The 26,925-nt window shown below is 71.9% G+C and carries 22 protein-coding genes; 16 read left to right on the top strand and 6 right to left on the bottom strand.

What is annotated here, in order from left to right; translation table 11 throughout:
* Positions 1-85: 85 nt before the first annotated feature.
* Positions 86-1,972 (top strand): M48 family metallopeptidase, encoded by a 1,887-nt coding sequence (locus tag Bra3105_RS12300; protein WP_228357007.1) that lies wholly within the window; start codon positions 86-88, stop codon positions 1,970-1,972.
* A gap of 98 nt (positions 1,973-2,070) precedes the next feature.
* On the opposite strand, the gene Bra3105_RS12295 is transcribed toward Bra3105_RS12300, so the two are convergent.
* The 4 genes from Bra3105_RS12295 to Bra3105_RS12280 all read right to left on the bottom strand — a co-directional run bounded on the left by Bra3105_RS12295 (position 2,071) and on the right by Bra3105_RS12280 (position 6,608).
* On the bottom strand, positions 2,071-2,943 hold the full coding sequence (locus Bra3105_RS12295) for a sugar phosphate isomerase/epimerase family protein (protein WP_228357006.1): 873 nt from the start codon (positions 2,941-2,943) through the stop codon (positions 2,071-2,073).
* Complete coding sequence (locus Bra3105_RS12290; RefSeq protein ID WP_228359658.1) at positions 2,940-4,229, bottom strand: DUF993 family protein; 1,290 nt, start codon at positions 4,227-4,229, stop codon at positions 2,940-2,942. Before Bra3105_RS12290 ends, Bra3105_RS12295 begins: the two co-directional genes overlap by 4 nt.
* A 5-nt stretch (positions 4,230-4,234) precedes the next feature.
* Positions 4,235-5,398, bottom strand: coding sequence for a Gfo/Idh/MocA family protein (locus Bra3105_RS12285; RefSeq protein ID WP_228357005.1), 1,164 nt, complete (start codon positions 5,396-5,398; stop codon positions 4,235-4,237).
* A gap of 208 nt (positions 5,399-5,606) precedes the next feature.
* Positions 5,607-6,608 (bottom strand): LacI family DNA-binding transcriptional regulator, encoded by a 1,002-nt coding sequence (locus Bra3105_RS12280; protein ID WP_228357004.1) that lies wholly within the window; start codon positions 6,606-6,608, stop codon positions 5,607-5,609.
* A gap of 106 nt (positions 6,609-6,714) precedes the next feature.
* On the opposite strand from Bra3105_RS12280, the gene Bra3105_RS12275 reads away from it, so the two are divergent.
* The 3 genes from Bra3105_RS12275 to Bra3105_RS12265 all read left to right on the top strand — a co-directional run bounded on the left by Bra3105_RS12275 (position 6,715) and on the right by Bra3105_RS12265 (position 10,850).
* Positions 6,715-8,748 carry a glycoside hydrolase family 127 protein gene (locus Bra3105_RS12275; RefSeq protein WP_228357003.1) on the top strand — a complete coding sequence of 678 codons (2,034 nt, stop codon included), beginning with the start codon at positions 6,715-6,717 and terminating at the stop codon, positions 8,746-8,748.
* 276 nt (positions 8,749-9,024) lie between these two features.
* Entirely contained in the window at positions 9,025-9,921 is an 897-nt protein-coding gene (locus tag Bra3105_RS12270) for an ATP-grasp domain-containing protein (RefSeq protein ID WP_228357002.1), read from the top strand.
* A 59-nt stretch (positions 9,922-9,980) separates the two neighbouring features.
* Complete coding sequence (locus Bra3105_RS12265; protein WP_228357001.1) at positions 9,981-10,850, top strand: endonuclease/exonuclease/phosphatase family protein; 870 nt, start codon at positions 9,981-9,983, stop codon at positions 10,848-10,850.
* Positions 10,851-10,970: 120 nt separating this feature from the next.
* Here the strand turns inward: Bra3105_RS12265 and xylA are convergent, their stop codons facing one another.
* A complete protein-coding gene (xylA, locus tag Bra3105_RS12260; protein WP_228357000.1) occupies positions 10,971-12,164 on the bottom strand; it encodes a xylose isomerase in 1,194 nt (397 codons plus the stop codon).
* A 191-nt stretch (positions 12,165-12,355) separates the two neighbouring features.
* Between xylA and Bra3105_RS12255 the strand changes: the two genes are divergently transcribed.
* A complete protein-coding gene (locus Bra3105_RS12255) occupies positions 12,356-13,552 on the top strand; it encodes an ROK family transcriptional regulator (protein ID WP_228356999.1) in 1,197 nt (398 codons plus the stop codon).
* A gap of 17 nt (positions 13,553-13,569) precedes the next feature.
* Here the strand turns inward: Bra3105_RS12255 and Bra3105_RS12250 are convergent, their stop codons facing one another.
* Positions 13,570-14,709, bottom strand: a complete 1,140-nt coding sequence (locus tag Bra3105_RS12250) for a LacI family DNA-binding transcriptional regulator (protein WP_228356998.1) — start codon at positions 14,707-14,709, stop codon at positions 13,570-13,572.
* A 483-nt stretch (positions 14,710-15,192) separates the two neighbouring features.
* Here Bra3105_RS12250 and Bra3105_RS12245 point away from each other — a divergent pair, with 483 nt between their 5' ends.
* The 11 genes from Bra3105_RS12245 (at position 15,193) to Bra3105_RS12195 (ending at position 26,920) form a co-directional block, all read left to right on the top strand.
* Positions 15,193-16,521, top strand: coding sequence for an extracellular solute-binding protein (locus Bra3105_RS12245; protein ID WP_228356997.1), 1,329 nt, complete (start codon positions 15,193-15,195; stop codon positions 16,519-16,521).
* Positions 16,522-16,523: 2 nt separating this feature from the next.
* Positions 16,524-17,432, top strand: coding sequence for a carbohydrate ABC transporter permease (locus Bra3105_RS12240; RefSeq protein WP_228356996.1), 909 nt, complete (start codon positions 16,524-16,526; stop codon positions 17,430-17,432).
* Positions 17,433-17,435: 3 nt separating this feature from the next.
* On the top strand, positions 17,436-18,248 hold the full coding sequence (locus Bra3105_RS12235; protein ID WP_228356995.1) for a carbohydrate ABC transporter permease: 813 nt from the start codon (positions 17,436-17,438) through the stop codon (positions 18,246-18,248).
* Between the two features lie 442 nt (positions 18,249-18,690).
* Positions 18,691-19,956: a Gfo/Idh/MocA family protein gene (locus Bra3105_RS12230; RefSeq protein WP_267061682.1), complete on the top strand. Its 1,266-nt coding sequence runs from the start codon at positions 18,691-18,693 to the stop codon at positions 19,954-19,956.
* Positions 19,953-20,714, top strand: coding sequence for a ThuA domain-containing protein (locus tag Bra3105_RS12225; protein ID WP_228356994.1), 762 nt, complete (start codon positions 19,953-19,955; stop codon positions 20,712-20,714). Before Bra3105_RS12230 ends, Bra3105_RS12225 begins: the two co-directional genes overlap by 4 nt.
* Entirely contained in the window at positions 20,711-21,805 is a 1,095-nt protein-coding gene (locus tag Bra3105_RS12220) for a Gfo/Idh/MocA family protein (RefSeq protein WP_228356993.1), read from the top strand. The genes Bra3105_RS12225 and Bra3105_RS12220 overlap by 4 nt, the downstream gene beginning before the upstream one ends.
* 107 nt (positions 21,806-21,912) lie before the next feature.
* Positions 21,913-23,088, top strand: coding sequence for a Gfo/Idh/MocA family protein (locus Bra3105_RS12215; RefSeq protein WP_228356992.1), 1,176 nt, complete (start codon positions 21,913-21,915; stop codon positions 23,086-23,088).
* A 110-nt stretch (positions 23,089-23,198) separates the two neighbouring features.
* Complete coding sequence (locus Bra3105_RS12210; protein WP_228356991.1) at positions 23,199-24,290, top strand: Gfo/Idh/MocA family protein; 1,092 nt, start codon at positions 23,199-23,201, stop codon at positions 24,288-24,290.
* A gap of 140 nt (positions 24,291-24,430) precedes the next feature.
* Positions 24,431-25,435, top strand: coding sequence for a fumarylacetoacetate hydrolase family protein (locus tag Bra3105_RS12205; RefSeq protein WP_228356990.1), 1,005 nt, complete (start codon positions 24,431-24,433; stop codon positions 25,433-25,435).
* Complete coding sequence (locus Bra3105_RS12200) at positions 25,432-26,193, top strand: SDR family NAD(P)-dependent oxidoreductase (protein ID WP_228356989.1); 762 nt, start codon at positions 25,432-25,434, stop codon at positions 26,191-26,193. The genes Bra3105_RS12205 and Bra3105_RS12200 overlap by 4 nt, the downstream gene beginning before the upstream one ends.
* Position 26,194: 1 nt before the next feature.
* A complete protein-coding gene (locus Bra3105_RS12195; protein WP_228356988.1) occupies positions 26,195-26,920 on the top strand; it encodes a FadR/GntR family transcriptional regulator in 726 nt (241 codons plus the stop codon).
* Positions 26,921-26,925 lie beyond the last annotated feature (5 nt).

Genomic DNA, 26,925 nt, shown 5'->3' with positions numbered 1-26,925 from the left:
GCACGACGCACGGAATTCGGAAAGCAGTCCCGCATCCGCGCCTGCAGGCCTAGCCTGACTCCGCACCTCAGGAGGCCCCGTACCCATGTCCTATCTCCGCGCACTCCCCGCGCTGCTCATGCTGATCCTCTACCCGGTCCTCGTGATCGCGCTGGTGGTGATCGTGGTGGCACTGCTCGTCCTCACGATCGTCGAGCTCCATACCGGCCGCGCGATCATCTTCGCCGTGATCGTCCTGCTCGGCCTCCTCGGTGGCATCGGCTACGCGATCAAAGAGCTGGCGACCCGGCCGCGGCGCGGCATCGACGGCCCTTCCCTGGAGCGATCCCTGGCCCCGGCGCTGTGGGCGCAGGTGGACGAGCTCGCCGGCGCCGTCGGCACTCCCACCGTGGACCGCATCTACGTCGCGGCGGAGGCGAACGCCGCGGTCACCAGGATCCGCGGGGAGCGCATCATGCTCATCGGACTGCCTGTGCTGGGGCTGCTGAGCGTGGGCGAGCTCCGCTCGGTCCTCGCGCACGAGCTCGGCCACTACGCGGGCGGGCGCTACGCACTGGGCTCGTTCCTGCTGCGCGCCCAGCGCGCCCTGGTCGCGATCGGCCGCAACTCCTCGGGCCTGTGGGGTCTTCTGTTCCGCGGCTACGCGCGACTGTACGTCTGGGCGGCGCAGCTGAGCTCCCGTGAGATGGAGCGTGCGGCCGACGGCTTCTCGCTGCGGCTGGCCGGCTCCGACGCCATGGCCTCGGCGTTCGAGCGGATGACCGAGGCCGACGTCGCCTGGAAGTACTACTGGGAGGACTTCGCGCTCCCGGCTTTCGCGGCGACCGGAGCCCGTGCCCCCATCATCGGCGGGCTGCACCGGTTCGTCGACGATCGTCGCGACCGGATCGTCCCGCTCGCCCACCAGATCATCGCCGAGGAGAAGCCCAGCCGGTACGACAGCCACCCGCTGACCCGTGAGCGCATCGAGCGCGCCAGGACCCACCCGACACCGCCCGTCCCGGACGGTGCGGCCCCTGCGCTCACGCTCCTTCCCCGTGACGTCGATGCGATCGAGCGGACCTTGCTGGTCCGCGCCGACGCGCCGCTGTGGACCTGGGACGAGATGTTCCAGCGAGCCCAGGTGATCCACGAGCACCGTCGGGCCGCCGAGCTCGCGCACGACCTCGTCGCCGCGGGAGTCGTCCCGGCGCCCACCCCGCGCGCGATCCTCGAGACGCAGGTGCAGGTGCCCGTCGGCGCCCGCATGCTCGCCGTGCCGCAGCAGCGCACCTTCGACCCTGAGACCATCCGACCCGAGCAGATCCAGCAGCTGCTGTGCACGGCGATCTTCCGGGACCGGCTGCTGGTCTCCGGCGCCCTCCACCTGCAGCCGGACTTCCGGCCCGAGGCGGTCTTCACCGACCAGCATGGCGTCGTCGACATCTCGCAGATCGCGGGCGACGGCGGTCCCGAGGCGACGAAGAGGGTCCTCGCCGAGCTCGAGCGCCGCGGCGCCGACCTCGAGACCCCGTACGAAGCGCCGACGTCGGCCGACGCGGAGGCGATCCCCGAGGACACCCTGCTGGCCGCTCTCACCAACGGATCCGGCACGGGTCTGATGCCGCGCGACCTGTGGGTCCTCCCCCAGGGCCTGCTCATCGTGCGCAGCCGCATCAACGGCTTCGCGATGCTCGCGGGCGGCAGCCGCGAGGACCGCCAGGCCGAGCGGATCACCCGCCGCCTCGAGCAGAAGGGCCTGCCGGCCCTGCGCGCGGAGAAGGGGTCGATCTGGATCCCGGCCGAGGGCATCGAGGAGATCAACGTGCGCGGCGGCGGTGTGCGGATCCGCGTCTCCGGGCGCGACAAGGAACTGAAGGTCAAGCCCGCCCAGTACTCGGCCACGCTCGGCGACATCGGCGAGGCGCTCCAGCACGTGTGCCCCGGCAGGCTGACCACCGGACGCGGGCGCACCCCCGTCGGCGGCGCCTGACCCCGGCCGGCCGCCCGGGTCGGACACACGCGTCAGGCACTCGCATCACGCGCCCCGCGCCAGCCACCCGCGTCTGGCACTCGCTTCACGCCACCCCGTCAGGCGCTGGGCAGGACCAGCTGCTCGAAGCGCTCGCGGATGGTGCGCACGGCATCGACGACGGGCGTCGCCCAGACGTCCTCGTGGAAGATCTCGACCTCGATCGGCCCGCTGTAGCCGGTCTCCGCGATCATGCGGGTGATCGCGGGGAAGTCGATGAAGCCGTCGCCCATGTACCCGCGGGAGTTCAGGGTCTCCGCGGCCAGCGGCAGGATCCAGTCGCACACCTGGTAGCCCAGCAGGCGTCCGCTCGCGCCCGCGCGGGCGATCGATGCGGCCAGGTCCGGGTCCCACCACACGTGGTAGGTGTCCACGATGGCGCCGACGGCGTCGCTGCCCACCTGCTCTGCGATGTCGAGGGCCTGGGCGGTGGTGGAGACGACGCCGCGGTCGGCCGCGAAGATCGGGTGCATGGGCTCGATCGCGAGGCGCACCCCGGCCTGCTCGGCGTGCGGGGCGAGCCGTGCGATGTTCTCCGCGACCCGCTCCCGGGCGGCCGCGAGGTCCTTGTCCTCACAGCTCAGGCCGCCGACGACCAGCACGAGCACGTCGGTGCCGAGCCCCACCGCCTCGTCGATCGCGCGGCGGTTGTCCGCGAGCGCCGCGCGACGGTCGGCAGGGTCGGCGGCCGTGAAGAATCCGCCGCGGCACAGACTCGTGACCTGCAGTCCGGCGTCGTCGACCCGGCGCCGCAGCTCGGTCAGCCCCGTGGTCTCGACGTCCTGGCGCCACAGGCCGATCCCTCCGACGCCGCCGTCGACGCATGCCGCGAGCACCTCGTCGATGGGGGTGGTGCGCACGCTCCAGCGGTTCAGGGAGAGGCGCGGGACGGGCGCGGGGCGCGATGCGGGCGCGGGGCGAGGGACGCTCATGCGAGGACCTCCTGGGGGTCGAAGCCGTGCAGGCGGAGCATCGCGTGCCAGCGCTCTGCGGCAACGGCCGGGTCCTCGAGGTTCCCGGTGGCCGCGGCGAGCTCGACGATGCGCGAGAGGTGCGGGAGGCTGCGCGCGCTGTACAGTCCGCCGACCATCTGGAAGGCGCGCTGGTGCCCGTTGAGCCAGGACAGGAACGCGACGCCGGCCTTGTAGTGGTAGGTGGGGGCGGCGAACACCTGCCGGGCAAGGCGCTCGGCGTCGTCGAGGATCGCGCGGGCACGGGCGGCATCGCCCGCGTCCAGCGCCTGGATCGCGGCCGACGCGGCCGGGGCGGTCGCGGCGAAGGCGCCGAGCAGCGCGTGGGAGAAGCCCCCGTCGGCCGGCGCGCTCCGCTGCCCGGAACCGCCCTCGTTCTCGTCGCCCACGATGAGGTGGGAGAAGTGGAAGTCGTCGCCGGTGAGCATGAGGACGCCCGCGGGCAGGCGGTCGCGCACGGCGACCTCCGCGGCGTCATCGAGCAGGCTCATCTTCACGCCGCGGATCCGCGTGGGGTCGGCGGCGATGATGCGCAGCAGGGTGTCGGCGGCCTCGGCGGTGTCGGACGAGCCGAAGTAGCCCTCGAGCTGCGGATCGAAGGCGGTGCCGAGCCAGTGCAGCACCACAGGACGACGCGCGTGCTCGAGGACGCGGGCGTAGACGTCCTCGAAATCTGCGGCCGAGCGCGCGGCGCGGGCCAGGTGGCGGCTCGCCATCAGCACGGCACCGGTGCCGGACTCCTCGGTCGCCGCGAGCTGCTCGCGGTAGGCGTCCACGATCTCGTCGAGCGAGAGCTCCGCCTCCTCCCGGTGGTCGGTCGAGACCCCGGCGACGACGAGGTCGCCGACCTGGGCGTCCGGACCGAACAGCGGGGCGATCGCGGGGTCGGCGAGCGCCTCGCGGGCGGCGTCGGCGCTGCGGGTGATGAGCTCCCGGGTCGCCGCGGGGTCCAGCCCCATGTTCCGCTGCGCGGTGTCCATGGCGTCGGCGACGCCGAGGCCCCAGGACCAGATCGTGCGGCGGAAGCCGAGGGTCGCCTCCCAGTCGATCGCCGCAGGAGCGCCCGGGGTGTTGTCGGCGTGGGCGAGCGGCACCACGTGCGAGGCCGCGTAGACCACGCGCGAGCGCAGCGGGGAGGCGGGACGGGTGAAAGCTGCCGACGGGGGCAGCGGCGCCGTCGTGAGTCGGCCGTCCTCGCCGAGGAGGGCGAGGTGCTGCGCGGTCTGCTCCGGGTTCTTCTCCACCATGGTCCTCACGCCTCCGTGAGCGGCTCGAGGGCGATGCGCCGGCCCTGCGCGGAGCTCTCGAGACCCGCCTCCGCCAGGCGCACGCCGCGGGCGCCGGCGAGCAGGTCGTAGGGGTAGTCGCGCCCCTCGGCCCAGTGGGCGAGGAAGTCCTCCCACTGCGCCTTGAAGCCGTTGTCGAAGCCGTCGGGCCCGGCGTTGTCGGGGATCTCGTGCCAGTCGGCGCGGTAGTCGTGCGCGTCGGGCACGTCGGGGTTCCAGGTGGGGCGCGGGGTCGCCGCGCGCGGCTGGATCTTCGCTCCCCAGAGGCCGACGACGGCGCTGCCGAGCGTCCCGTCGACCTGGAACTGCACGAGCTCGTCGCGGTCCACGCGCACGTCCCAGCTCGAGTTCATCTGCACGATCGTCCCGCCCTCGAGGCGGAACACGCCGTAGGCGGAGTCGTCGGCCGTGGCCTCGTAGCGCTCGCCCTTCTCGTCCCAGCGCTCCGGGATGTGCGTCGCGACCTGCGCGTACACGTCCTCGATGCGGCCGAAGAGGTTCTCGATGACGTAGTTCCAGTGGGGGAACATGTCCGCGACGATGCCGCCGCCGTCCTCGGCGCGGTAGTTCCAGGAGGGACGCTGCGGGCTCTGCCCGTCGCCCTCGAACACCCAGTAGCCGAATTCGCCGCGCACCGAGAGGATGCGTCCGAAGAAGCCCGCCTCGATGAGGCGGCGCAGCTTGAGGAGGCCGGGCAGATAGAGCTTGTCGTGGACGACGCCGCTGACCACGCCCGCGGCCTTCGCCTCCCGGGCGAGCGCGAGGGCGTCGTCCAGGGATTCTGCCGTGGGCTTCTCCGTGTAGATGGCCTTGCCGGCGGCGATCGCCGTGCGGATGTTCGCGACCCGCAGGTTCGTGACCAGGGCGTCGAAGTAGATCTCGAAGCGATCATCGGCGAGCGCGGCGTCGAGGTCGGTGGTCCACTCGGTCAGGCCGTGGCGCTCGGCGATCACGCGCAGCTTCTCCTCGTTGCGGCCGACGAGCAGCAGGTCGGGCACGAGGCGGGTGTCGTCGGCGAGCTCGACGCCGCCCTGCTCGCGGATCGCCAGCAGGGAGCGCACGAGGTGCTGGCGGTAGCCCATGCGTCCGCTCGCGCCGTTGACGATGATGCCGATGCGTCGCTCTGTCATGGAGGTCTCCTGGTGTCCGGCGGCGGTGCCGGGTCGGGTGCGTCGGGGCGGCGACCGTCGAGGCATCGCGAGCGCGATGCGGGTAACCGCTTTCCCGCATCGTAGACCATGGGCGGGGCGGGGTGTCGAGGATGAGGCTGCGGCGGGCGGCGGGGCACGCCCCCGCCCCCTCAGGGCCGAACCGTCGACGCCGGCTCGACGCGAAGCTTCAGACGGTCGAGCCGCGGACCTCGAGGCGGGGCGGCACGACCACGCGGCGCTCGGCGACCTCGCGCCCCTCGATGAGATCCAGGAGCATGCGGCCGGCACTGCGCCCGACGTCCCACAGGCACAGATCGATCGTGGTCAGGGGCGGCCGGGCGGCGAGCGCCATGACGTCCCAGTTGTCGAACCCGGTGACGGCGACCTCGCCCGGGACGCTCGTGCCGTGATCCCGCAGCCGGTCCAGCACCCCGCGCGCCACCTGGTCGGAGCCGCAGCAGACGGCGTCGAAGGAGAGACCCGATGCGAGAGCGAGGTCGACGGCGCGCCGCCCCCAGTCCTCGCTCCACTCGCCGAACATCGCCTGACCGACCAGGGCCTCGCCGAGAACGCCCGCGACGACCTCCGCCCGAGCGGTCGCCGAGTGATGGCGGCGCGGTCCCGTGACGTGCAGGACCCGGGTGCGGCCGATCGCCAGCAGGTGCTCCGCGACCACCCGCGCGCCCGCGCTCTCGTCGCTCAGCACGGCGGGTCGATCCCGGTCCGACGAGGGCGCGAAGGCATGCACGACCGGGATGTCGATGTCCACCGGCGGGCGCTCGTCCGTCGTTCGACCCGTGACGACCAGACCGTCCACGCGCCGACCGCGCAGCGAACGCAGGAGGTGCTCCTCGCGGGCGGGGTCGTCACGGGTATCGGCGAGGATCACCGCCATGCGTCCGACGGCGAGCGCGTCCTCGGCGCCCATGAGGATCGGCAGCGTGAAGCGACCGAAGGTGTCCGTGGTCAGGAAGCCGACGGTGAAGGTGCGGCCGCTCGAGAGCCCGCGCCCGCGGGAGTCGGCGACGAAGCCCAGTCGGTCCGCGACCTCCTGGACATGTCGGCGCGTCTCGGCCCGCAGGCTGCCGGTCCCGTTCAGGGCCTTCGAGACGGTCCCCACGGAAACTCCCGCAGTGCGCGCGACATCGCCGATCTTCACGACGGGCGGGACGGAGGAGTGCGCAGACATGCAGGAACTGTACGTCAGGGGGCTTGCGTCCGCGGCGAGGCGCCTCGCATACTGTGACGCGAGGCAAACGTTTGCCTAGTTTCCCACCGCTCGAAGGAGAGCACTCATGACGCAGCCGTCCGGCTCCGCCGCCCCCAGCCGACCCGATCCTGCCGCCGCGCAGACGGCGCGCCCGGCGCCCGCCCTCGCCGCCCCGGTGCGCCCCACCCCGTCGGCCCGCGTCCGTCTGCACCCCCTCGCCCCGGGCGCCGCCCGCATCGATGGCGGGTTCTGGGGCCTGCGTCAGGAGCGCAACCGGCGCGACGCCCTGCGCGCGGGGCACGAGCAGCTCGAGGCCTCCGGCACGCTGCAGAACTTCCGGATCGCCGCCGGGACCGCCGAGGGCGAGGCCCGCGGCATGATCTTCCAGGACTCGGACGTCTTTAAGTGGCTCGAGGCCGTGGCCTTCGAGCTGGGGCGCGAGGACGACGCCGAGCTGCGGCGCCTCATGGAGGACGCCACCGCGACCGTCGCTGCAGCGCAGCAGGAGGACGGGTACCTCAACAGCGTCCACCAGCTGCGCCACTCCCGCGAGGAGCGGTATACGAACCTCGCCTGGAACCACGAGCTGTACTGCTACGGCCACCTCATGCAGGCCGCCGTCGCCCAGTCCCGGAGCGCCGGCGACGACGCGCTCCTGCAGGTGGCGCTGCGGATCCTGGACCACCTCATCCGGGTGTTCGGCCCCGGCGGGAACGTCGGCGTCCCGGGTCATCCCGAGATCGAGATGGCCCTGGTCGAGCTGCATCGCGAGACCGGCCGAGCCGACGCCCTGGACCTCGCGCGCACCTTCCTCGAGCGTCGCGGGCACGCCACGACCTCGAAGGATCCGGGCCCGGGCTACTTCTCGGACCGTGTGCCGGTGCGGGAGGCGACGACGGTCGAGGGGCACGCGGTGCGCGCGCTCTATCTCGCCGCCGGGGCGACGGACCTCGCGATCGAGGACGACGACGCCGAGCTCCTCGCCCACGAGCTGCGCCTGTTCGCGACAACGCTCGCCACCAAGACCTACGTGACCGGCGGGATGGGATCGCGCTGGGACTGGGAGGCCTTCGGCGACCCCTTCGAGCTGGGCACCGACCGCGGGTACGCGGAGACCTGCGCGGGCATCGCGGCGGTCCAATGGGCCTGGCGGCTGCTGCTCGCCACGGGCGACGAGACCTTCGCCGATGCGATCGACCGCCTGCTGCACAACGCCGTCCTGCCCGGCGTCTCCCTCGCGGGAACCGAGTTCTTCTACGTGAACTCGCTGCAGCTGCGCGAGGGCGCGATCGCCGACGAGGGCCGCTCGATCGCGCACGGGCGGCGCGGCTGGTTCGACTGCGCCTGCTGCCCGCCGAACGTCATGCGCACCCTGGCGAGCCTCGACCAGTACGTCGCGACGTCCGACGAGTCCGGGCTGCAGCTGCACCTGTATGCGAGCGGCCGGTACGGCACACAGGTGGACGGTGAGGACTTCGCGATCGAGGTCGCGACCGACTACCCGCACGACGGAACGGTGCGGATCCGTGTCCTCGCGGCGCCGAGCCACGAGGTCGAGCTGACGCTGCGCGTGCCGGCATGGGCCGACGGGGCGCGGCTCAGGGACCCCTCAGGGGTCGATGGCCGGGACGCCTCGACGCCGCTCTCCCCCGGTGCCCATACCGTGCGGCGCGTCTTCGCCACCGGTGAGGAGCTGGTGCTGGAGCTGCCGATGAGCGCCCGCTTCGTCGCCGCGCCGCATCGGGTGGACGCCTCCCGCGGCGTGGTCGCCCTGGAGCGCGGCCCGCTCGTCTACGCGCTCGAGCAGGCGGACCAGGAGGGCGAGCGCACCGTCGACGACGCGCTCGTCGACCCCTCCGCGCCCGTACGGGAGCAGCGGATCGACGCGCTCGACGGTGTGGTCGCGCTCGACGTGGCGGGCTGGGCCGCTCCCCCGCCGTCGACCGTGAGCGGCGAGGGCGACGTGCCCGCGGTGACGCAGGCGTGGCCGTATCGCGCCTGGTCGTCGACGGCCTCCGAGCCGACCCCTCACACCTGGCGGGCGATCCCCTACTACGCGTGGGCGAACCGGGAGATCGGTCCGATGCGCGTGTGGATGCCGCTGCGGGATCGATCGTGACGTCACGAAGCGCGCCGCACTCCGCGAGCACCGTCCGATAGCCGCCACCCCCCTTCTCATGCCGCCGCATACCTAGCCCGTGCGCGGTGAGAAGTACGAAACGGTTGCCAAGAGCGCTCATCGCAACCGTTTCGTACTTCTCACGGTCCGGCGGGGCGGTGCCCCGCGCTTTCGCGGTCCGATGGGGCGTGGTGTGGCGGGGTGGGCCGTCGCGCCCCGCCCCGCGCGGTCGCGGACGACCTCGCACGGTCCCGGCGCCGCCCCTACGCTGGTCACGTGGCATCCATCGGCATCATCGGCACCAGCCCGAGCTTCTACAGCGAGCTCGACTACGACAACGATTCCGCGCCCCTGGTGGCGGCGCTCGAGACGCGCGGGCACCGCTCCGCGCGACTGGACTGGCACGAGGACCTGGACTGGGGAGCATGGGACCTGCTCGTGCTGCGCAGTCCGTGGGACTACGCGACCCAGCCCCGTGCGTTCGACGCCTGGTTGGAGCACGCGGGCACGGCCTCGCGCGTGCTGAACGACCCGGCCCTGGTGCGCTGGAACATGGACAAGCGCTACCTCGCCGACCTCGAGCGCGAGGGCGTGGCCGTCGTCCCCACCGAGTATCTCGAGAACGGGGCGGAGCTCGCCACGGCGCTCGTGGGGCGCGGCACCGAGCATGTTGTCCTCAAGCCCGCCGTCGGCGCCGGATCCCGCCTGACCGGCCTGTTCAGCGCCGGCGATCCCTCCGCGCAGGCGCTGGGCCTGGAGATCCTCGCCGAGGAGGGCACCGTGATGCTGCAGCCCGAGGTGCCCGAGCTCTCGGCCGGTGCGGAGAAGGCGCTGTACCTCATCGACGGGCACTTCACCCACGCGATCGCCAAGGGCGCGCTGCTCGCCCGCGGCGGCGGCCTCATCGGCGGCGTCTACGAGGAGAACCCCGTGGTCGTGGAGACCACCGCGGAGGAGCGCGCCTTCGCCGAGCAGGTGCTCTCCGCGGTGGTCCGGGCGACGGGGCAGCAGATGCCGCTGTACGCGCGGATCGATACCGTGGACTCCGCGCACCACGGGCTCGTGCTGCTCGAGGCCGAGCTGTTCGAGCCCACCTTCAACCTCCACCTCGCGCCCGAGATCGTCGAGGTGTTCGCCGAGGCGATCCTCGCACGACTCCCTCAGGGGGCTTGAACCGCCGCCCGGCCGACGCGGAACCCCGGCCTTCGACGCCACCAGGAAGGATCCCGCAGATGACTCCCGAGCAGGACACCCCCTGCCAGCGACACGAAGCCCCCGCCGAGCGGCACGATGCCTCCCGCCCCGTGCACGTCATGAGCTTCAACGCGCTCTTCCAGACGGACTCCACGGCGCCCGACGAGCCCGCCCACTGGGCGCACCGCGCCCCCGCGATCCGCGAGCTCATGGCCGCGGTGACGCCGGATCTGCTGGGCCTGCAGGAGATGCAGACGCACACCTTCGGACCGATCGAGGAGGGGCTCGGCCGGGCGTACCGGGCCGTCGGCACCATGGGCGTCAAGGGCGGCAGCCAGGGGCTCATCAATCCGATCCTGTTCAACACCGAGCGCTTCGAGCTGGTCGCCTGGGACCAGTTCTGGCTCTCCGACACACCGCGCGTGATCGGCTCGACGACCTGGGGGAACACTGGTCCGCGCGGTGCCACCTGGGTGCGTCTGCGCGATCGCGAGAGCGGGCGCGAGCTCGTGCACCTCAACACTCACCTGGACCACGTCATCACGCAGGCGAAGGCCAAGGGCGCACAGCTGATCGCCGACCGTCTGCGCCAGTTCGCGCTGTGGGATCTGCCGACGATCACCACGGGCGACTTCAACTCCGTCGCCGGCGACTCCCCCGCCTACGAGATCCTCGTCGAGCGTGCCGGCCTGCAGGACTCATGGGTCGCGGCCGAGCAGCGGCTGAGCCCGCAGCTGTCGACCTTCCCGTTCTTCGGCGAGGTCGAGGAGTCCGACTTCCGCATCGACTGGATCCTGCTCAGCGAGGGCGTGCGCGTGCTCGACGCGACGATCGACGCCCGCCGGCCCGGCGGGGTGTTCCCCAGCGACCACCTGCCGGTGCAGGCGCACGTGGTGCTGCCGCAGTAGGCACGGGGGCGCTCATACCCCTCGCGTGCGGCCTTCGATGTCGCTGGGTGAGGTCTCGACCCCATATGCGCGTCGAGACCTCACCCAGCGACATCGGCCGGGCCGATCAGCTGGGCCCACTCACCCCGCGAAGCCCAGTAGGTGCCGCATGGCCAGCTGCTGCAGGCGCACGAAGCCGAAGTTCCGGGCCCCCGCGGCGTCGACGTCGAAGTCCTCGTAGGCGCTGCGGTCGGCGAGGAGGTCGGCGAGGGACTCGCCCGCGCCCAGGGTGGGCTTGCCGAGGTCCTCGATGCCCGAGTAGGCCAGGGCCTCTTGCACCTCCGGATCGGCGCGGAAGGCCAGCGCGCGATCCTTGAGCATCAGGTACATCTCCATGTTCGCGGCGGCCGCGTCGTACTGGCCCTTCTCGTGCTCGGTGCGCGAGGGCTTGTAATCGAAGTGGCGGGCGCCGTCGAAGGCGCCGGGCTTGGAGGGGAAGCCGTTCTCGAGAAGGTCCACGGTGAAGAACGCGCTGATCAGGTCGCCGTGGCCGAACACCAGGTCCTGGTCGTACATCGGGCCGTGCTGGCCGTTGAGGTCGATGTGGAAGAGCTTGCCGGCCCACAGCGCCTGGGCGAGGCCGTGGGTGTAGTTCAGCGTCGCCATCTGCTCGTGGCCGGTCTCGGGGTTGATGCCGATGATGTCGCGGTGCTCGAGCTGCTCGATGAAGGCGAGGGCGTGGCCGACGGTGGGCAGGAAGATGTTGCCGCGCGGCTCGTTGGGCTTGGGCTCGAGGGCGACGCGCAGGTCGTACCCCTTGTCCTTGATGTACCCGGCGACGGTGTCGATGCCCTCGGCGTAGCGCTGGTGGGCGGCGAGCAGATCCTTCGAGCCGTCGTATTCGGCGCCCTCGCGACCGCCCCACATGACGAAGGTCTTCGCGCCCAGCTCGGCGGCGAGATCGACGTTGGTGAGGACCTTGCGCAGGCCGTAGCGGCGCACCGAGCGGTCGTTGCTGGTGAAGGCGCCGTCCTTGAAGACCGGGTGGGCGAAGGTGTCGGTCGTGATCATCTCGATCACGAGGCCCGTCTCCTCCGTGACCTTCTTCAGCTGCGCGATGATCCGCGAGCGCTCCTCGGGGCTCGCGCCGAAGGGGACCACGTCGTTGTCGTGGAAGGTGAAGCCCCAGGCGCCGATCTCGGCGAGGCGGCGGATGTGCGCCGTGAGCTCGAGCGGCGGACGCGTCGGGTCGCCGAACTGGTCCTTCGCGGTCCAGCCGGTGGTCCACAGGCCGAAGGAGAAGCGGTCCTCGCGGGTGGGGGTGGGAGCGGTCATCGTTGATCTCCTCTGTTTAGTAAGATGCAGCAACTAACCTACGGGCCGTCGCCCGCGGGCACAAGTGGGCGGACGCGGCTCGGACCCGCCCGCCCAGCGGATACGCTCAGCGGGCCGGCGAAGATCCTCCAACCGCGGCCGGGCGAGGAACGACGCGGCGCAGGCCATCGCACGACGAGAGGAGCATCCCCGTGCAGTCCACCCACCTGCGGGAGCACAACCTCTCTCTCTGCCTGCGCACCCTCTCCTCAGCGCCCGAGCCACTCTCCCGCGCAAGCCTCGCCGCCCGCACGGGGCTCACCAAGCCCACGGTCTCCAAGCTCATCGAGGAGCTCATCGGGGCGGGCCTCGTCGCCGAGGACGCCCCGCTCATCCACGGGACGGGTCGGCCGATGGTCCCGCTGCGACCCGCTCGCGGCACCCTGCTGGCTATCGGCCTCGAGGTCACCGCCGACGGCGTCTCCTGCCTCGCCACAGATCTCACCGGGGAGGTGCTCGCCGCGGCCGACGAGCCGCTGGCGGCCGCCGGCAATCCGCCGAGTCTGGTCATCGAGGCCTGCGGGCGTCTCGTCGCCCAGGTGCGCGGGGCGGCGAGCGCCGAGTCGCCGACGCCGCTTCCCGTGGTCGGGGCGTGCGCGGCACTGCCGGGTCGGATCGATCCGGCCGACGGCTCCGTGCTCTCCGCGCCCGGGCTCGGCTGGAGTGACGTCCCCTTCGTGGCCCGGCTGAGGGAGCGCCCCGAGCTCGCAGGCCTCGCCGTGCTCGCCCAGAACGACAATCGGCTCTCCGTGCTCACCGAGCTCGATCAGCGGCCTGGCCAGTCCTTCCTCTACCTGCGCGGGCACACCGGCGTGGGCGGGGCGGTCGTGCTGGGCGGACGCGTGCTCGAGGGCGAGCACGGATGGGCCGGCGAGTTCGGGCACATGGTCGTCGAGCCCGGCGGGGCGCTCTGCCGGTGCGGGCGACGCGGCTGCCTCGAGGCGTACGTGTCCGCACACGCCCTGCGCGAGCGGGCCGGGCTGGGCCCGGGCGCCTCGCTGGAGGAGCTGGTCGACGCGCTCGCCCGCGAGAGCGGGGACGGCCGGGCCGACGGTCGCAGCGAGGTGATCGGCACGATCGGCCGCGCGATCGGCACCGCCGTCGCCAACGCCCTGAATGTCCTGGACCTCTCGACCGTGGTCCTCTCCGGCCATCTCGCACCGATCGGCGAGGAGATCGGGCCCGTGATCAGCGAGACCGTCGCCGAGCACGCACTCGCGACCGAGGCCGGCCCCATCACGATCGAGCGCTCGGACGCCCCGGCCGACCTGGCTCTGCGCGGCGCCGCACGGTGGGCGCTCGAACCCGTCTTCGCCGCTCCCGGCCAGTGGATCGCCCGCGCGGCCTGATCCGGGGCCGTCCCTGATCAGTCGGTGCGCGTCGGCGCCGGCCCGGTCGACTCCCGCTCCACGAGGCGCGTCTCGAGCTGGAAGGGATGGGCGAACAGCTCGGGGTCCGCCGCGAGTGCGAGCAGGCGCTCGACGGCGACCTGCCCCATGGCGAACAGCGGCTGGCGGATCGTGGTGAGCCGCGGCCAGGTCCAGCGGCACACGATCGTGTCGTCGAATCCGAGCACGCTGAGGTCGCCGGGCACGTCGAGACCGCGTCGGCGCGCCTCGCGCAGCACGCCGACGCCGAGTCCGTCGGAGGCGGCGAAGATCGCCGTGGGCGGGTCCTCGAGGTCCAGCAGCTGCGCGGCGCCGATCTCCCCGTCCTCGTCATCGAAGCGGCCGTGCCGCACGAGCGCGGGGTCGAAGGCGATGCCCTGCTGCTCGAGGCCGCTGCGGTACCCCTGCAGGCGCTGCCTGCCGGGGATCGACTCCTCCGGTCCGGCGAGGGTGGCGATCCGGCGGTGGCCGAGTGCGGCGAGGTGTCGGACGGCCGAGACCGCTCCCTCCCAGTTCGTCGCCGCGATCGTCACCAGGTCCGGCACGGGCGCGCCGACGTCCGCCTCCGGGACCGAGATGGGGTCGATGACGATCAGGGGGAGATCGAGCTCGCGACTCCAGCGCGCATGCTCGGGGCCGACGGGAGTGGTGACGGCGATGACCCCCGCGGCGCCGCGGCGGGCGGCGTCCTCCATCCGCTCCCGGGTCAGCGGCTCGCGCGCGCCGAGGTCGCCGCCGCCGGTCTCGACGAGGAGCTGCGCGCCCGCGCGCCGGGCGGCGTGCTCGGCTCCGGCGAGGATGTCGATGACGTAGGGGCTGTCCAGGCGCGGGAAGCGGATGAGCGCGACAGGCCCGGGAACGGCCGCACGGGCCCGCGGGGAATAGCCCAGCTCCTGGGCGATGCGTGCCACGCGTTCGCGGGTCTCCCTGCGCACGTCGGCGCGCGCGTTCATGACCTTCGAGGCTGTGGCGAGCGAGACCTCGGCACGGCGCGCGACCTCTCCGAGCGTCACCTTCCGCTGCCGCGCGTCCGTCCGGCCGCGTTCCGCTGCGCCCTCACGGATCTCGTGACCTCGCTGTTCGCCCTCGTCGGGCTCCGCCCCCTGCGCATCGAGCATCCCGTGACCCCCTTCTCAGCCCTGTCGACGGACCGCTGCGTGGCGATATTTTCGAAACCTTTCCGCCGCGCGGCGATGGGCACACCGTACCTGCTCCGAGTCCACGTCCACGCACCGCACTCCACGATCGGCGGCGACGCCGCAGCGATCGCCCGGAGGACGACCCAGCACCCCAGTCCGCTCCGGCCTGCCCACCTCGCAGCACACCGCAGCGGGACGCCTGCAGGCCTCGCTGCGCACAGCACAGCGCGATGCCGCGCCGTGGCGACATGCGCCGCTCACCCCGCACCTCGCAGGGCCGCACCGCCATCACCTGCGTCTTCACCCGCCAAGGCCGTCGGCCGGGACACTCAGAACCCGCCCTTGACCGATGCGCCGCCCCTTTGTAAATTAGCCTCACTTATCGCGCGACGGTGGCCATCGGCCCCGCGGCGCCCCGCTTCCCACCGCACTTCTCGTCACCGTCGACAGCAGGAGCAGGTCATGCACACACCCCTCATCTCGCGCCGCACCGCGCTCGGCACCGCCGCCGGCGCCTCCGCCCTCGCCCTCGCCGCCTGCGGCACCTCGGGGCCCGGCGGATCCGGCTCCTCGGGCGGCGGCGACTCCGCAACTTTCTGGCAGCTTTCGGGGCAGCCGAACGAAGGTATCTACAAGGACTCCGTCGACGCCTTCAACGAGCTCGACAAGGGCACCATCGACCTCACGTTCTTCCAGAACGACGCCTACAAGCAGAAGATCCGCACCGCCATCGGTGCAGGCGAGGCGCCCACGATCATCTACGGCTGGGGCGGAGGCGGCCTGCGCACCTACGCCGAGGAGAAGCAGGTCGATGACCTCACCTCGTGGCTCGATGAGAACGCCGACTTCAAGGACCGCTTCATCGAGTCCGTGTGGGGCGCCGCGACCGTGGACGACAAGATCTATGCGCTCCCGATCGGCGCGACCCAGCCGATCATCATGTTCCACAACAAGACCGTGCTCGAGAAGATCGGGGCGAAGGCCCCCACCACCTGGGACGACCTCCTGGACGTCATCGAGAAGGCGCACTCCGGCGGCGTCGCGCCGATTTCCCTCGCCGGGCAGTCCCGCTGGACCTCGATGATGTGGCTCGAGTACCTGCTGGACCGCATCGGCGGTCCGAAGGTGTTCGAGAGGATCGCCGCCGGGGAGAAGGACGCCTGGCTCGACGACGCCGTCGTCGAGATGGGAGAGAGGGTCAAGGAGCTGCTCGAGGTCAAGGCCTTCGCCGACGGGTTCGAGTCCATGGCCGCCGACTCCAACACCGATCAGGCCCTGCTGTGGTCCGACAAGGCCGCTCTCATGCTGCACGGCGGCTGGACCTTCGGCGGCATGAAGGCCAGCGGCGGCGACTTCGTCTCCGGCGGGCACCTGGGCTACGGCCCCTTCCCCACCATCGAGGGCGGCAAGGGAGAGCTCGGCGACCTCGTGGGGAACCCCTGCAACTACGTCTCGCTGTCCTCCGCCGCCTCCGACGCCGAGAAGACCGTCGCCCAGGACTTCTTCCTCGAGGGCATGATGACCGACGACGTGGCCGCGGCCTTCGTCGACTCCGGCTCCGCCCCCGTCGTCACCGGCCAGGAGGACGCGCTGAAGGCGAGCGACGACGCCGACTACCTCCAGTGGGTCTACCAGTCCCTCCAGGACGCGCCCGCCTTCACCCAGTCCTGGGACCAGGCGCTGCAGCCCACCGACGCCGAGACGCTGCTGGTGAACACCGAGCAGCTCTTCCTCGGCAAGCTCGAGCCCGAGCAGTTCGCCGAGAACATGAACAGCGGCAAGGGGGCCTGAGCATGACCAGCCCGTCGGCCCGCGGCGCCCCCGGCCGCGAGCGCCTGCAGCTCTCGCACGTGCTGTTCGCCCTGCCCGCGCTGGGGTTCTTCGCGATCTTCGCGCTGCTGCCGCTGGTGGGCGTGCTCGTGCTGTCCTTCACCTCGTGGAACGGCATCGGCGCCATCACCTTCACCGGGCTCACCAGCTGGGGCGAGGTGCTCACCCGCTCCACGACCTGGCACGGGCTCGCGCTCGTGGTGCTGATGATCGTGGCGACCTGGGTGCTGCAGACGCCGCTGAGCATTCTGCTGGGCACGTTCCTCGCGGGCCGCCAGCGCTATCGCAACGTGCTCGCAGTGCTCTACTTCCTGCCGCTGCTGCTGTCCTCGGCGGCCATCGCGATCACCTTCAAGTCCCTTCTGGACCCGAACTTCGGGCTCGCGAGCGGGCTGAACATGCCCTTCCTCAGGCAGAACTGGCTGGGCGATTCGACCCTCGTGTGGATCGTGCTGCTGGTGATCATCGCCTGGCAGTTCATCCCCTTCCACACGCTCATCTACCAGGGCGCGGTGCGGCAGATCCCGCTGACGATGTACGAGGCGGCGCAGATCGACGGCGCCGGCCGCGTGCGCCAGTTCTTCTCGATCACCCTGCCGCAGCTCAAGTACACGCTGATCACGAGCTCGACCCTGATGGTCGTCGGCGCGCTCACCTACTTCGACATCATCTTCGTGCTCACCCAGGGCGGGCCCGGCTCGTCCACGCGGATCCTCCCTCTGGACATGTACCTCACGGGATTCCGCGGCAACGAGATGGGGGTCGCGAGCGCGCTGGCCGTGATCCTCGTGGTCCTGGGCCTCGGACTCGCGCTCGGCGTGCAGCGCCTGGGCGGCAAGGACGCCTCGGCCAGCCAGACGGAAGGAGCCTGAGACATGCGCAGGAACTGGATCGGCGGGGCCTTCGGCTGGCTCTGGCTGCTGCTCGTGCTGCTGCCCATCTACTTCGTGGGCATCACGAGCCTGAAGTCGATCTCCACGTACTTCGGCTCGAACCCCGTGCTGCCCTCGGCCGCGCTCGCGTTCGAGAACTTCACCGCCGTGCTCGAGGCCGACTTCGGGATGTACCTGGCCAACAGCGTGCTCGTCGCGCTCGGCACGGTGATCCCGCTCGTGCTCATGGCCTTCATGGCCTCGTACTCGATCGTCCGCGCCACCAGCCGCTTCTCGAGGCCCCTGCGCAGCGTGTTCCTGCTGGGCCTCGCGATCCCCGTGCAGGCGACGATCGTGCCCATCTACCTGCTGATCATCCGCCTGCACATGTACGACTCGCTGGGCGCCCTGATGCTCCCCGGGATCGCGTTCGGTCTGCCGCTGAGCATCCTCATCATCTCCAACTCGATGCGGGACGTGCCCGGGGAGCTGTTCGAGGCGATGGACATCGACGGCTGCAGCGAGTGGCAGAAGATGTGGCGCCTCGCCTTCCCGATGACCCGCCCCGCGCTGGTCACCGTCGGTGTGTACCAGGCGCTGATGTCGTGGAACGGCTTCCTGTTCCCACTGATCCTCACCCAGAGCCCCGACAAGCGCACACTGCCGCTCGCGCTGTGGTCCTTCCAGGGCGAGTACGCGACCAACGTGCCCGTGGTGATGGCCGCCGTGGTGCTCTCCTCGATCCCGATCATCGTGCTGTACGCCCTGGGCCGCCGGTACCTCGTGGGCGGCATGACCGCGGGGGCCGGCAAATGAGCGGCTCCCGGCCGGGAAGCACCACGCGAGACCCGAGCGGCGCGGTCAACATCCGCCCGCGTGCCGGACGGGCCGGTCACGAAGGGGTCATAGCCAGTGACCGGACGGTAACTTCTGGTCGTGTCCCCTGGAGGCTGAAGGTCCGCGACGGAATCCCTCCGTCCCCGCGAAAGGACACACCATGGACCTCGTCACCGGCCTTCTCGAGTCGATCCTCGGCGTCGTCGGCGGCCTCCTCGGCGGCATCCTCTGACCCCACCCGACCCCGTGGGACGGGGAGGGCCGCCGCGGCGGCCCTCCCCGTCCTTCTGCGCGCTGACCTGCGCGGCCATGACGGTTGTCCACCGGTGTCGGCCCGGATAGGTTCGAGGGGGCCGCCAGCGGGCGACGTCCTGCCCGCCCCTGATCCGTCCCGCCGCCATCGTCCGCTCACCGAGGAGCCGTGACCCCCGCCGTGACCACCCCGTCCTCCCGCCCGCTGCGCGTCGGCCTCATCGGCCACGGCTTCATGGGCGCCGCCCATTCCCATGCCTGGCGCACCGCGCACCGCTTCTTCGACCTGCCGCTGACCCCCGAGCTGCGCACCCTCGCGGGCCGGCGCCCCGAGACCCTCGCCGAGTCCGCGCAGCGGTACGGCTTCGCGTCCACCACCACCCGCTGGCAGGACGTCGTCGAGGACCCCGAGATCGACCTCGTGGACATCTGCACCCCCGGCGACACCCACCGGGAGATCGCCCTCGCCGCGCTCGCCGCCGGCAAGCACGTGCTGTGCGAGAAGCCGCTCGCGAACTCCGTGACGGAGGCCGAGGAGATGGCGGACGCAGCCCGCTCCGCCTCCGCCCGCGGCGTCCGCTCGCTGTGCGGGTTCTCCTACCGCCGCACCCCCGCCCTGGCCTATGCCCGCCAGCTCGTCGCCTCGGGCTTCGTGGGCGAGATCCGGCAGGTCCGCGCGCAGTACCTGCAGGACTGGCTCGCCGACGCCGACGCCCCCATGACCTGGCGGCTGGAGAAGGAGACGGCCGGCTCCGGCGCCCTCGGCGACATCGGCGCGCACGTCGTCGACCTCGTCCAATGGGTCACCGGCACGGACATCGAGGCCGTCTCCGGGACGCTCGCCACCGTGGTCCCCACCCGCCCCACCGCAGGCGCGATGCAGGGCCTGGGCGGGAAGGGGGACGCCGCCGGGGAGCGCCGAGAGGTCACCGTGGACGACACCGCCCTGTTCTCGGTGCGCCTCGCGAGCGGCGTGCTCGGCTCCTTCGAGGCCACCCGCATGGCGCAGGGACGCAAGAACGCGATGCGCATCGAGCTCCACGGCTCGCGCGGAGCGATCGCCTTCGACTTCGAGCGCATGAACGAGCTGGAGATCTACGACGCCACCGCCCCCGCGGGGCGCCAGGGCTTCACCCGCGTGCTCACCAATGAGCCCGAGCATCCCTACGCCGCCGCCTGGTGGCCCACCGGGCACGGCCTGGGCTACGAGCACACCTTCACGCACGAGATCGCAGACCTGGTGCGCGCGATCGGCGAGGGCACCGAACCCTCGCCGTCCTTCGACGAGGCCCTGCGCGTGCAGCGCGTGCTGGCCGCCGTCGAGGCCAGCCACGCCGACGACTCCCGCTGGACCGCCGTCGGCCCCGCTCAGTCCACCCCGTCCACCGCGCCCACCGCGCCCGCCCCGTCCACCACCGAGGAGACCTCCCGATGACCACCACCCGAACCGCCCTCGTCGTCCGCGGCGGCTGGGACGGGCACCAGCCCGTCGAGGCGACCGACCTGTTCATCCCCCACCTGCGCGAGCACGGCTTCGAGGTGCGCATCGAGGAGAGCCCGGCGATCTACGCGGACGCCGACTACATGGCCGGCGTCGACCTCATCGTGCAGTGCATGACCATGTCCACGATCGAGCGCCCCCAGTTCGAGGGCCTGCGCGCCGCGGTCGAGGCCGGGACGGGCCTGGCCGGATGGCACGGCGGCATCGCCGACAGCTACCGCAGCGAGTCGGACTACCTCACCCTCATCGGCGGCCAGTTCGGCTGCCACCCGGGCAAGCATCCCGACGAGCGCCGTGGCGAGCAGGACGACAACTACGTCCCCTACACGGTGAACATGCTCCCGGCGGCCGCCGAGCACCCCATCACCCGCGGCGTGGACGACTTCGACCTGGTCACGGAGCAGTACTGGGTGCTCTCCGACGACTACATCGACGTGCTCGCGACCACCACCCAGAAGGTGCGGGAGTGGGACCCGTGGACCCGCCCGATCACCTCGCCCGCGATCTGGACCCGCCAGTGGGGGAAGGGCCGGATCTTCGTCGCCACCCCCGGCCACCACGTCGACGTGCTCGAGGATCCCAGCGTGCGCACGATCGTCGAGCGCGGGCTGCTGTGGGCCGCGCGCGGCTCCGAGGACCCGTACGCCGCCGCGTCCGCCGGCCGCGCGCACCGGACGGAGGAGGCCCGATGAGCGCCGCTCCCCGCCCCCTGCGGATCGGCATGATCGGCTGCGGGAACATCTCCGCGCAGTACCTCGCCTCCTTCCCCTCCCTGCCGGACGTGGAGCTCGTCGCGGTCGCGGACCTGGACGCCTCCCGGGCCGAGGCCGTCGCCTCCGAGCACGAGGGCGTGCGCGCCCTCTCGGTCGACGAGCTGATCGCCGACCCGGACGTGGACACGGTCCTGAACCTCACGATCCCCGCGTCCCACGCCGAGGTGGACCGCCGGGCGATCGCCGCCGGGAAGAACGTGTACGCCGAGAAGCCCTTCGCCGTCGAGACGGCCGACGGCGCCGCGGTGCTCGAGGCGGCCCGTGCGGCCGGCGTGCTCGTCGGCTCCGCCCCCGACACCGTGCTGGGCACGGGCACGCAGACGGCGCGCGCGGCGATCGACGAGGGCCTCATCGGCGCCCCGATCGCGGCGACCGCCACCATGCTCACCCCCGGCCACGAGCGCTGGCACCCCAACCCGGACTTCTACTACGTGCCCGGCGGCGGACCGCTGCTGGACATGGGTCCGTACTACGTCCACGCGCTGGTCACGCTGCTGGGCCCGGTCGACGCCGTGATCGGCGCGGCCTCCCGCACCCGCGCCGAGCGCACCATCGGCTCCGGCCCGCGCGCGGGCGAGATCATCCCGGTCAGCACGGACACGCACGTCAGCGGGATCCTCGTGCACTCCTCGGGAGTGCTCTCCACGCTCGTGATGAGCTTCGACGCGGTCGCCACCTCGATCCACCCGATCGAGATCCACGGCAGCGCCGGCAGCCTCGCGGTGCCCGACCCCAACCGCTTCGACGGCGACGTCGCGCTGCACCGCCTGGGCGGCGAGGGGTGGGAGACCCTGCCTGTGAGCGCCGGCTACGTGGACGCCTCGCGCGGGATCGGTCTGCAGGACATGGCGCTGCGCGGCGCGGACCTGCGGGCGAGCGGCGCGCTCGGCCAGCACGCCCTGGAGGTCATGAACGCCGTGCTCGCCTCCTCGCGCAGCGGCTCGCGCGTCGAGGTCGCGAGCAGCTGCGAGCGTCCGCAGGCCGTCCCGCTCACCGACGTGAGGGGCTGAGGGGCCGGCCCCGCGCGGGGCAACCCGCGGCATCCGCCCACGTCGCCCGGCGTGACGCGGGACACTGGAAGGCACGTCCGTCCACCTCCGGAAGGTACATCCCCGACATGTTCTCCGTCGGCATCATCGGCACCGGCGCCATCTCCGACGCCCACATCAACGCGTACCTCGAGCTCGCCGAGGAGTTCCCCGACCTGCGCATCGTCGCCCTGGCGGATCTGGACCTCCCGGGGCCGACGGCCAAGCGCGAGGCCTTCGGGCTCGAGAACGCCCGCGTCTACGACGACGTCGCGGCGATGCTCGAGGCCGAGGACCTGGACCTGGTCTCCGTCACCACTCCCCCGTCGGCCCATGCGCCGCTCGCGATCCAGGTGCTCGAGGCGGGCGTGAACGCCGTGGTCGAGAAGCCCATGGCCACCTCCCTCGAGGAGTGCGACGCGATGCTCGCCGCGCAGCGCGCGAGCGGGAAGATCCTCTCGACGATCGCGCAGAACCGCTTCCGCGACGAGATGGCACGGCTGAAGGCGGTGCTGGACTCCGGGAAGATCGGCCCTCTCTCGCACGCACGGATCGCCTCCGAGTGGTGGCGCGGGCACTCCTACTACGACCTGTGGTGGCGCGGCACGTGGGCCTCCGAGGGCGGCGGTCCCACGCTGAACCACGCCATCCACCACATCGACATCGCCCTCTGGCTGCTGGGTCGTCCGCTCGCCGTGAGCGCGATGATGACCAATGCCCAGCACGACAACGCCGAGGTCGAGGACCTGTCGACCGCGATCCTGCAGTACGAGCGCAGCCTCGCCGAGCTCACCAGCTCCGTGGTCCACCACGGCCAGAAGCAGGAGATCTCGCTGCAGGGTGCGCGCGCCCGCGTCTCCCAGCCCTGGGAGCCCGCGGCCGAGGTCGCCCGCCCCAACGGCTTCCCCGAGCAGGGCGGCGACGTCGAGACGGTCGCCGAGCTCGAGGAGTTCGCGGCCTCGCTCCCACCGCTGCCCCGGACCGGGCATCCCGCGCAGCTGGCCGACGTCGTGGCCGCCGTGCGCGAGGGCCGCGAGCCGCTCGTGACCGGGCAGGACGGACGCAACGCCGTCGAGCTCGTGACCGCGGTCTACGAGTCCGCGATCGAGCGGCGCGTCGTCGACCTGCCCATCAGCCCGGAGGACCCGTACTACCGCTCGGGCACCCTCGTGGAGCGCGCCCCGCACTTCCACGAGAAGACCGGGTCGGTCGCCACCCAGGACGGGTACATGCCCGTCGGCCTCCCCGACGCCGCACAGGCCTGACCGGGCGCTTCGCAGCAGCGGATCCTCGCTGCCCGCCCGGGTCGCCTCGCCCGTCGTCCTCACCTGACACACCCACAGCCGTCCGCTTCCTCGAAAGGAACCCACGCATCATGGCCGTCTCCGAAGGCGCGAACTACGCCCCCGCTCCGATGCCGAAGCCCGTCGTCTCCCCCGGTGAGTTCACCTTCGCCGCGATGCACCTGGACCACGGCCACATCACCGCCATGTGCGAGGGCCTGATCGGCGCCGGCGGCACCCTGAAGTGGGTCTACGACACCCAGCCCGAGCGCGCCGCCGCCTTCACCGAGCGCTTCGAGGGCGTCCAGCTCGCCGAGTCCGAGGAGCAGATCCTCGAGGACCCCGAGGTGCTCCTCGTCGCCGCCGCGGCGGTCCCCGCTGACCGCGCCGATCTCGGCATCCGCGTCATGGACGCGGGCAAGGACTACTTCACCGACAAGACCCCGCTGACCACCTTCGACCAGCTCGAGCGCGCCCGCGCCGCCGTCGAGCGCACCGGCAGGAAGTACGCCTGCTACTTCTCCGAGCGCATCCACGTGGAGGCCGCGGTCCTGGCCGGACAGCTCATCGACCGCGGCGCCATCGGCCAGGTCATCCAGGTCCTGGGCATGGGCCCCCACCGCCTCGGCGACCCGGACTCCCGCCCCGACTGGTTCTATGAGCGCGCCCGCTACGGCGGCATCCTCACCGACATCGGCTCCCACAACTTCGAGCAGATGCTCACCTTCACGGGCTCGGACGACGCCGAGATCCTCTCCTCCTCCATCGGCAACTTCGACCACGCCGACCACCCCGAGCTCGACGACTTCGGCGACGCCCATGTCGCCCTGTCCTCCGGCGCCTCCGGCTACGTGCGCGTGGACTGGTTCACCCCCGACGGGCTGCGCACCTGGGGCGACGGCCGCACCTTCATCCTCGGCACCGAGGGCTACATCGAGCTGCGCAAGTACGTCGACGTCACCACCGACAACGGCCCCGGCCAGGTCCTCCTGGTCGACGGCGAGGGCGAGCACCGCATCGAGGCCACCGGTCAGGTCGGCTACCCCTTCTTCGGCGACCTCATCCTCGACGTCCTGCACCGCACCGAGAACGCCATGACCCAGGACCACGTGTTCACCTCCGTCGAGCTCGCGCTCAAGGCCCAGGACCAGGCGCGCGTGCTGAAGGCGGCGCCCGGGGCCTGACCGCCGCCACCGGAGGGCGAGCCGGCCCGGGCGCTGCACGCACAGGGCTCGGACGGCTCGCCGCACCTCTCCCCGCACCAAACATCGGATGTCTGCGGTAGCCTGCGAGGGCATCATCGATGATTCGAAGGGGAGCCCCTGTGAAGTTCTTCGCCTACGGCCCTGCCGGCGCCGAGCGCACGGCTGTCGTCCACGACGGCACGTCCTACGACCTCTCACCTCTCACGGGCGGAGCCACGGCCCTGACAAGGACCTTCCTCGAGGACGACGGGATCGAGCGGACCCGCCGCGCGATCGCGGAGAATTCCCTGCCCGTCCTCGACACCGGCGATCTGCCGGTGCTGGACGCCGACGCGACGCGCGGGTCCGACGCCGCGGAGCCGCAGACCTCGGACGCCGCCCCGTCAGGCACCATCCGCGTCGGCGCCCCGCTCGCGCCCGGCAAGATCCTGTGCATCGGTCTGAACTACCGCGACCATGCGGCGGAGACGAACGCCGAGATCCCTGCCGAGCCGATCGTCTTCATGAAAGCCCCGGACACCGTCGTCGGCCCCTATGACGACGTGCTGATCCCGCGCGACTCCGTGAAGACCGACTGGGAGGTCGAGCTGGGCGCCGTCATCGGCAGCACGCTGCGCTATGCGGCCTCGCCCGAGGAGGCGCTCGCCGCCGTCGCCGGGTACACGATCAGCAACGACGTCTCCGAGCGCGAGTTCCAGATCGAGCGCGGCGGCACCTGGGACAAGGGCAAGAACTGCGAGACCTTCAACCCCATGGGCCCGTACCTCGTCACCGCCGACGAGATCTCCGACGTCCAGGACCTCTCCCTCACCCTCTCGGTGAACGGCGAGAGCCGCCAGGACGGCACCACGGCAGACCAGATCTTCGGCGTCGGCGAGGTGCTCGCCTACCTGTCGCGCTTCATGACCCTCTATCCCAGCGACCTCGTGAACACGGGGACGCCCGCGGGAGTCGCGATGGGTCTCCCCGGTCAGCCCTACCTGCGCGACGGCGATGTCGTCGAGCTCGCCATCGAGGGCCTGGGCAGCCAGCGCCAGACCTTCCACGACACGCCCGCCCCCACCGCGCCTGCCACGGCGTCCGACGCAGCGTCCACCACCACCGAGAAGGAGACCGGCCGATGACCCCCGCGAACCCCTATGAGGGCCTGAAGGTCCTGGTCACCGGCGGCTGCTCGGGAATCGGCCGGGCGACGTCGGCCCGCTTCCTGGAGCTCGGCGCGCACGTCGCCGTGCTCGACCTCTCGCCGACGGGTGCGCCCGAGGGCGCGACCGTCCACGTGGTCGACCTCGGCGACAGGGCGGCGACGGGCACCGCGGTCGACGCCGCCGCGGACTCCCTGGGCGGGATCGACGTGGTCGTGAACAACGCGGGCGTGAGCGCCGTGGGCGATGTGACCGCGAACGACGACGAGCAGTGGGCGCGCGTGCTCAGCGTGAACGTCACCGCGATGGCGCGCGTGACCGCCGCCGCGCTCCCCCATCTGCGCCGCCCAGCGCATGCGGCCGTCGTCAACATGTCCTCGATCGCCGCGACCGCGGGCCTGCAGGAGCGGGTGCTCTACTCGGCGACCAAGGGCGCCGTGCAGGCGATGACGTTCGCGATGGCCACCGACCACGTGCGCGAGGGCATCCGCGTGAACTGCGTGAACCCGGGGACGGTCGCGACCGAGTTCGTGGATCGCATGGTCCAGAACTTCCCCGATCCCGTGGCCGAGAGGGCGGCGCTCGACGCCCGTCAGCCGACGGGCCGCATGGTCACCCCGCAGGAGGTCGCCGAGTCCGTGGTCTTCCTCGCGAGCCCGCTGAACTCCTCGACCACGGGCACCTCGCTCGCGGTCGACGGGGGCATGAGCGGCCTGCGCACGCGGCCGGTGGACTGACATGGCCTCGGCAGTCAGCGACAAGGCGATCTCCGCCATCAAGCAGATGGTGGTCGACGGGCGGCTGAAGCCCGGCGACCGCCTGCCCACCGAGAAGGAGCTCGCCGAGACGATCGGCGTCTCCCGCAACTCCCTGCGCGAGGCCGTGAAGGCGCTCTCGGTGATCCGCGTGCTGGACGTGCGCCAGGGCGACGGCACCTACGTCACCGCCCTCGAGCCCGAGCAGCTGCTGGAGTCCCTCTCCTTCGTGCTGGACCTGCACCAGGACTCCTCCCACCTCGAGATCCTCGAGCTGCGCCGGCTCATGGAGCCGATCGCCGTCGAGCAGGCCGCCCCGCACCTGACCGACGAGGACTTCGCGCAGCTCGACGAGATGCTCTCCCAGCTGAACACCGACTCGGGCATCGAGGCGCTCGTGGCCTCCGACATCGCCTTCCACCGACTCATCAACCACCGCTGCCCGAACGCGTACCTGAGCACGCTGCTCGATTCGCTCGCGAGCTCGACCTCGCGGGCGCGCGTGTGGCGCGGGCTCACGGACTCCGAGGCCGTCGAGCGGACGCTCGCCGAGCACTCGCGGATCCTCGAGGCGCTGCGCGCAGGTCGGGCCGACCTCGCCCGCGCCTACGCGACCTCCCACGTCGCGGGCGTCGAGTCCTGGCTGATCCGGCAGGGCGTGCCCCCGGACGCGGCGGCCGACGGGACGGACCCGGTCACCGGAGCGTGACCGCC

Source organism: Brachybacterium halotolerans subsp. kimchii, assembly GCF_020792675.1.
Classification (GTDB): Bacteria; Actinomycetota; Actinomycetes; order Actinomycetales; family Dermabacteraceae; genus Brachybacterium; species Brachybacterium halotolerans.
This window is presented reverse-complemented; position numbering and strand designations above follow the sequence as displayed.

Bases quoted from the DNA above. Each gene is read 5' to 3' on its own strand.
- Bra3105_RS12300 (WP_228357007.1), top strand. From the start codon at position 86: ATGTCCTATCTCCGCGCACTCCCCGCGCTGCTCATGCTGATCCTCTAC.
- Bra3105_RS12295 (WP_228357006.1), bottom strand. From the start codon at position 2,943: ATGAGCGTCCCTCGCCCCGCGCCCGCATCGCGCCCCGCGCCCGTCCCG.
- Bra3105_RS12290 (WP_228359658.1), bottom strand. From the start codon at position 4,229: ATGGTGGAGAAGAACCCGGAGCAGACCGCGCAGCACCTCGCCCTCCTC.
- Bra3105_RS12285 (WP_228357005.1), bottom strand. From the start codon at position 5,398: ATGACAGAGCGACGCATCGGCATCATCGTCAACGGCGCGAGCGGACGC.
- Bra3105_RS12280 (WP_228357004.1), bottom strand. From the start codon at position 6,608: ATGTCTGCGCACTCCTCCGTCCCGCCCGTCGTGAAGATCGGCGATGTC.
- Bra3105_RS12275 (WP_228357003.1), top strand. From the start codon at position 6,715: ATGACGCAGCCGTCCGGCTCCGCCGCCCCCAGCCGACCCGATCCTGCC.
- Bra3105_RS12265 (WP_228357001.1), top strand. From the start codon at position 9,981: ATGACTCCCGAGCAGGACACCCCCTGCCAGCGACACGAAGCCCCCGCC.
- xylA (WP_228357000.1), bottom strand. From the start codon at position 12,164: ATGACCGCTCCCACCCCCACCCGCGAGGACCGCTTCTCCTTCGGCCTG.
- Bra3105_RS12250 (WP_228356998.1), bottom strand. From the start codon at position 14,709: ATGCTCGATGCGCAGGGGGCGGAGCCCGACGAGGGCGAACAGCGAGGT.
- Bra3105_RS12245 (WP_228356997.1), top strand. From the start codon at position 15,193: ATGCACACACCCCTCATCTCGCGCCGCACCGCGCTCGGCACCGCCGCC.
- Bra3105_RS12240 (WP_228356996.1), top strand. From the start codon at position 16,524: ATGACCAGCCCGTCGGCCCGCGGCGCCCCCGGCCGCGAGCGCCTGCAG.
- Bra3105_RS12235 (WP_228356995.1), top strand. From the start codon at position 17,436: ATGCGCAGGAACTGGATCGGCGGGGCCTTCGGCTGGCTCTGGCTGCTG.
- Bra3105_RS12225 (WP_228356994.1), top strand. From the start codon at position 19,953: ATGACCACCACCCGAACCGCCCTCGTCGTCCGCGGCGGCTGGGACGGG.
- Bra3105_RS12220 (WP_228356993.1), top strand. From the start codon at position 20,711: ATGAGCGCCGCTCCCCGCCCCCTGCGGATCGGCATGATCGGCTGCGGG.
- Bra3105_RS12215 (WP_228356992.1), top strand. From the start codon at position 21,913: ATGTTCTCCGTCGGCATCATCGGCACCGGCGCCATCTCCGACGCCCAC.
- Bra3105_RS12210 (WP_228356991.1), top strand. From the start codon at position 23,199: ATGGCCGTCTCCGAAGGCGCGAACTACGCCCCCGCTCCGATGCCGAAG.
- Bra3105_RS12200 (WP_228356989.1), top strand. From the start codon at position 25,432: ATGACCCCCGCGAACCCCTATGAGGGCCTGAAGGTCCTGGTCACCGGC.
- Bra3105_RS12195 (WP_228356988.1), top strand. From the start codon at position 26,195: ATGGCCTCGGCAGTCAGCGACAAGGCGATCTCCGCCATCAAGCAGATG.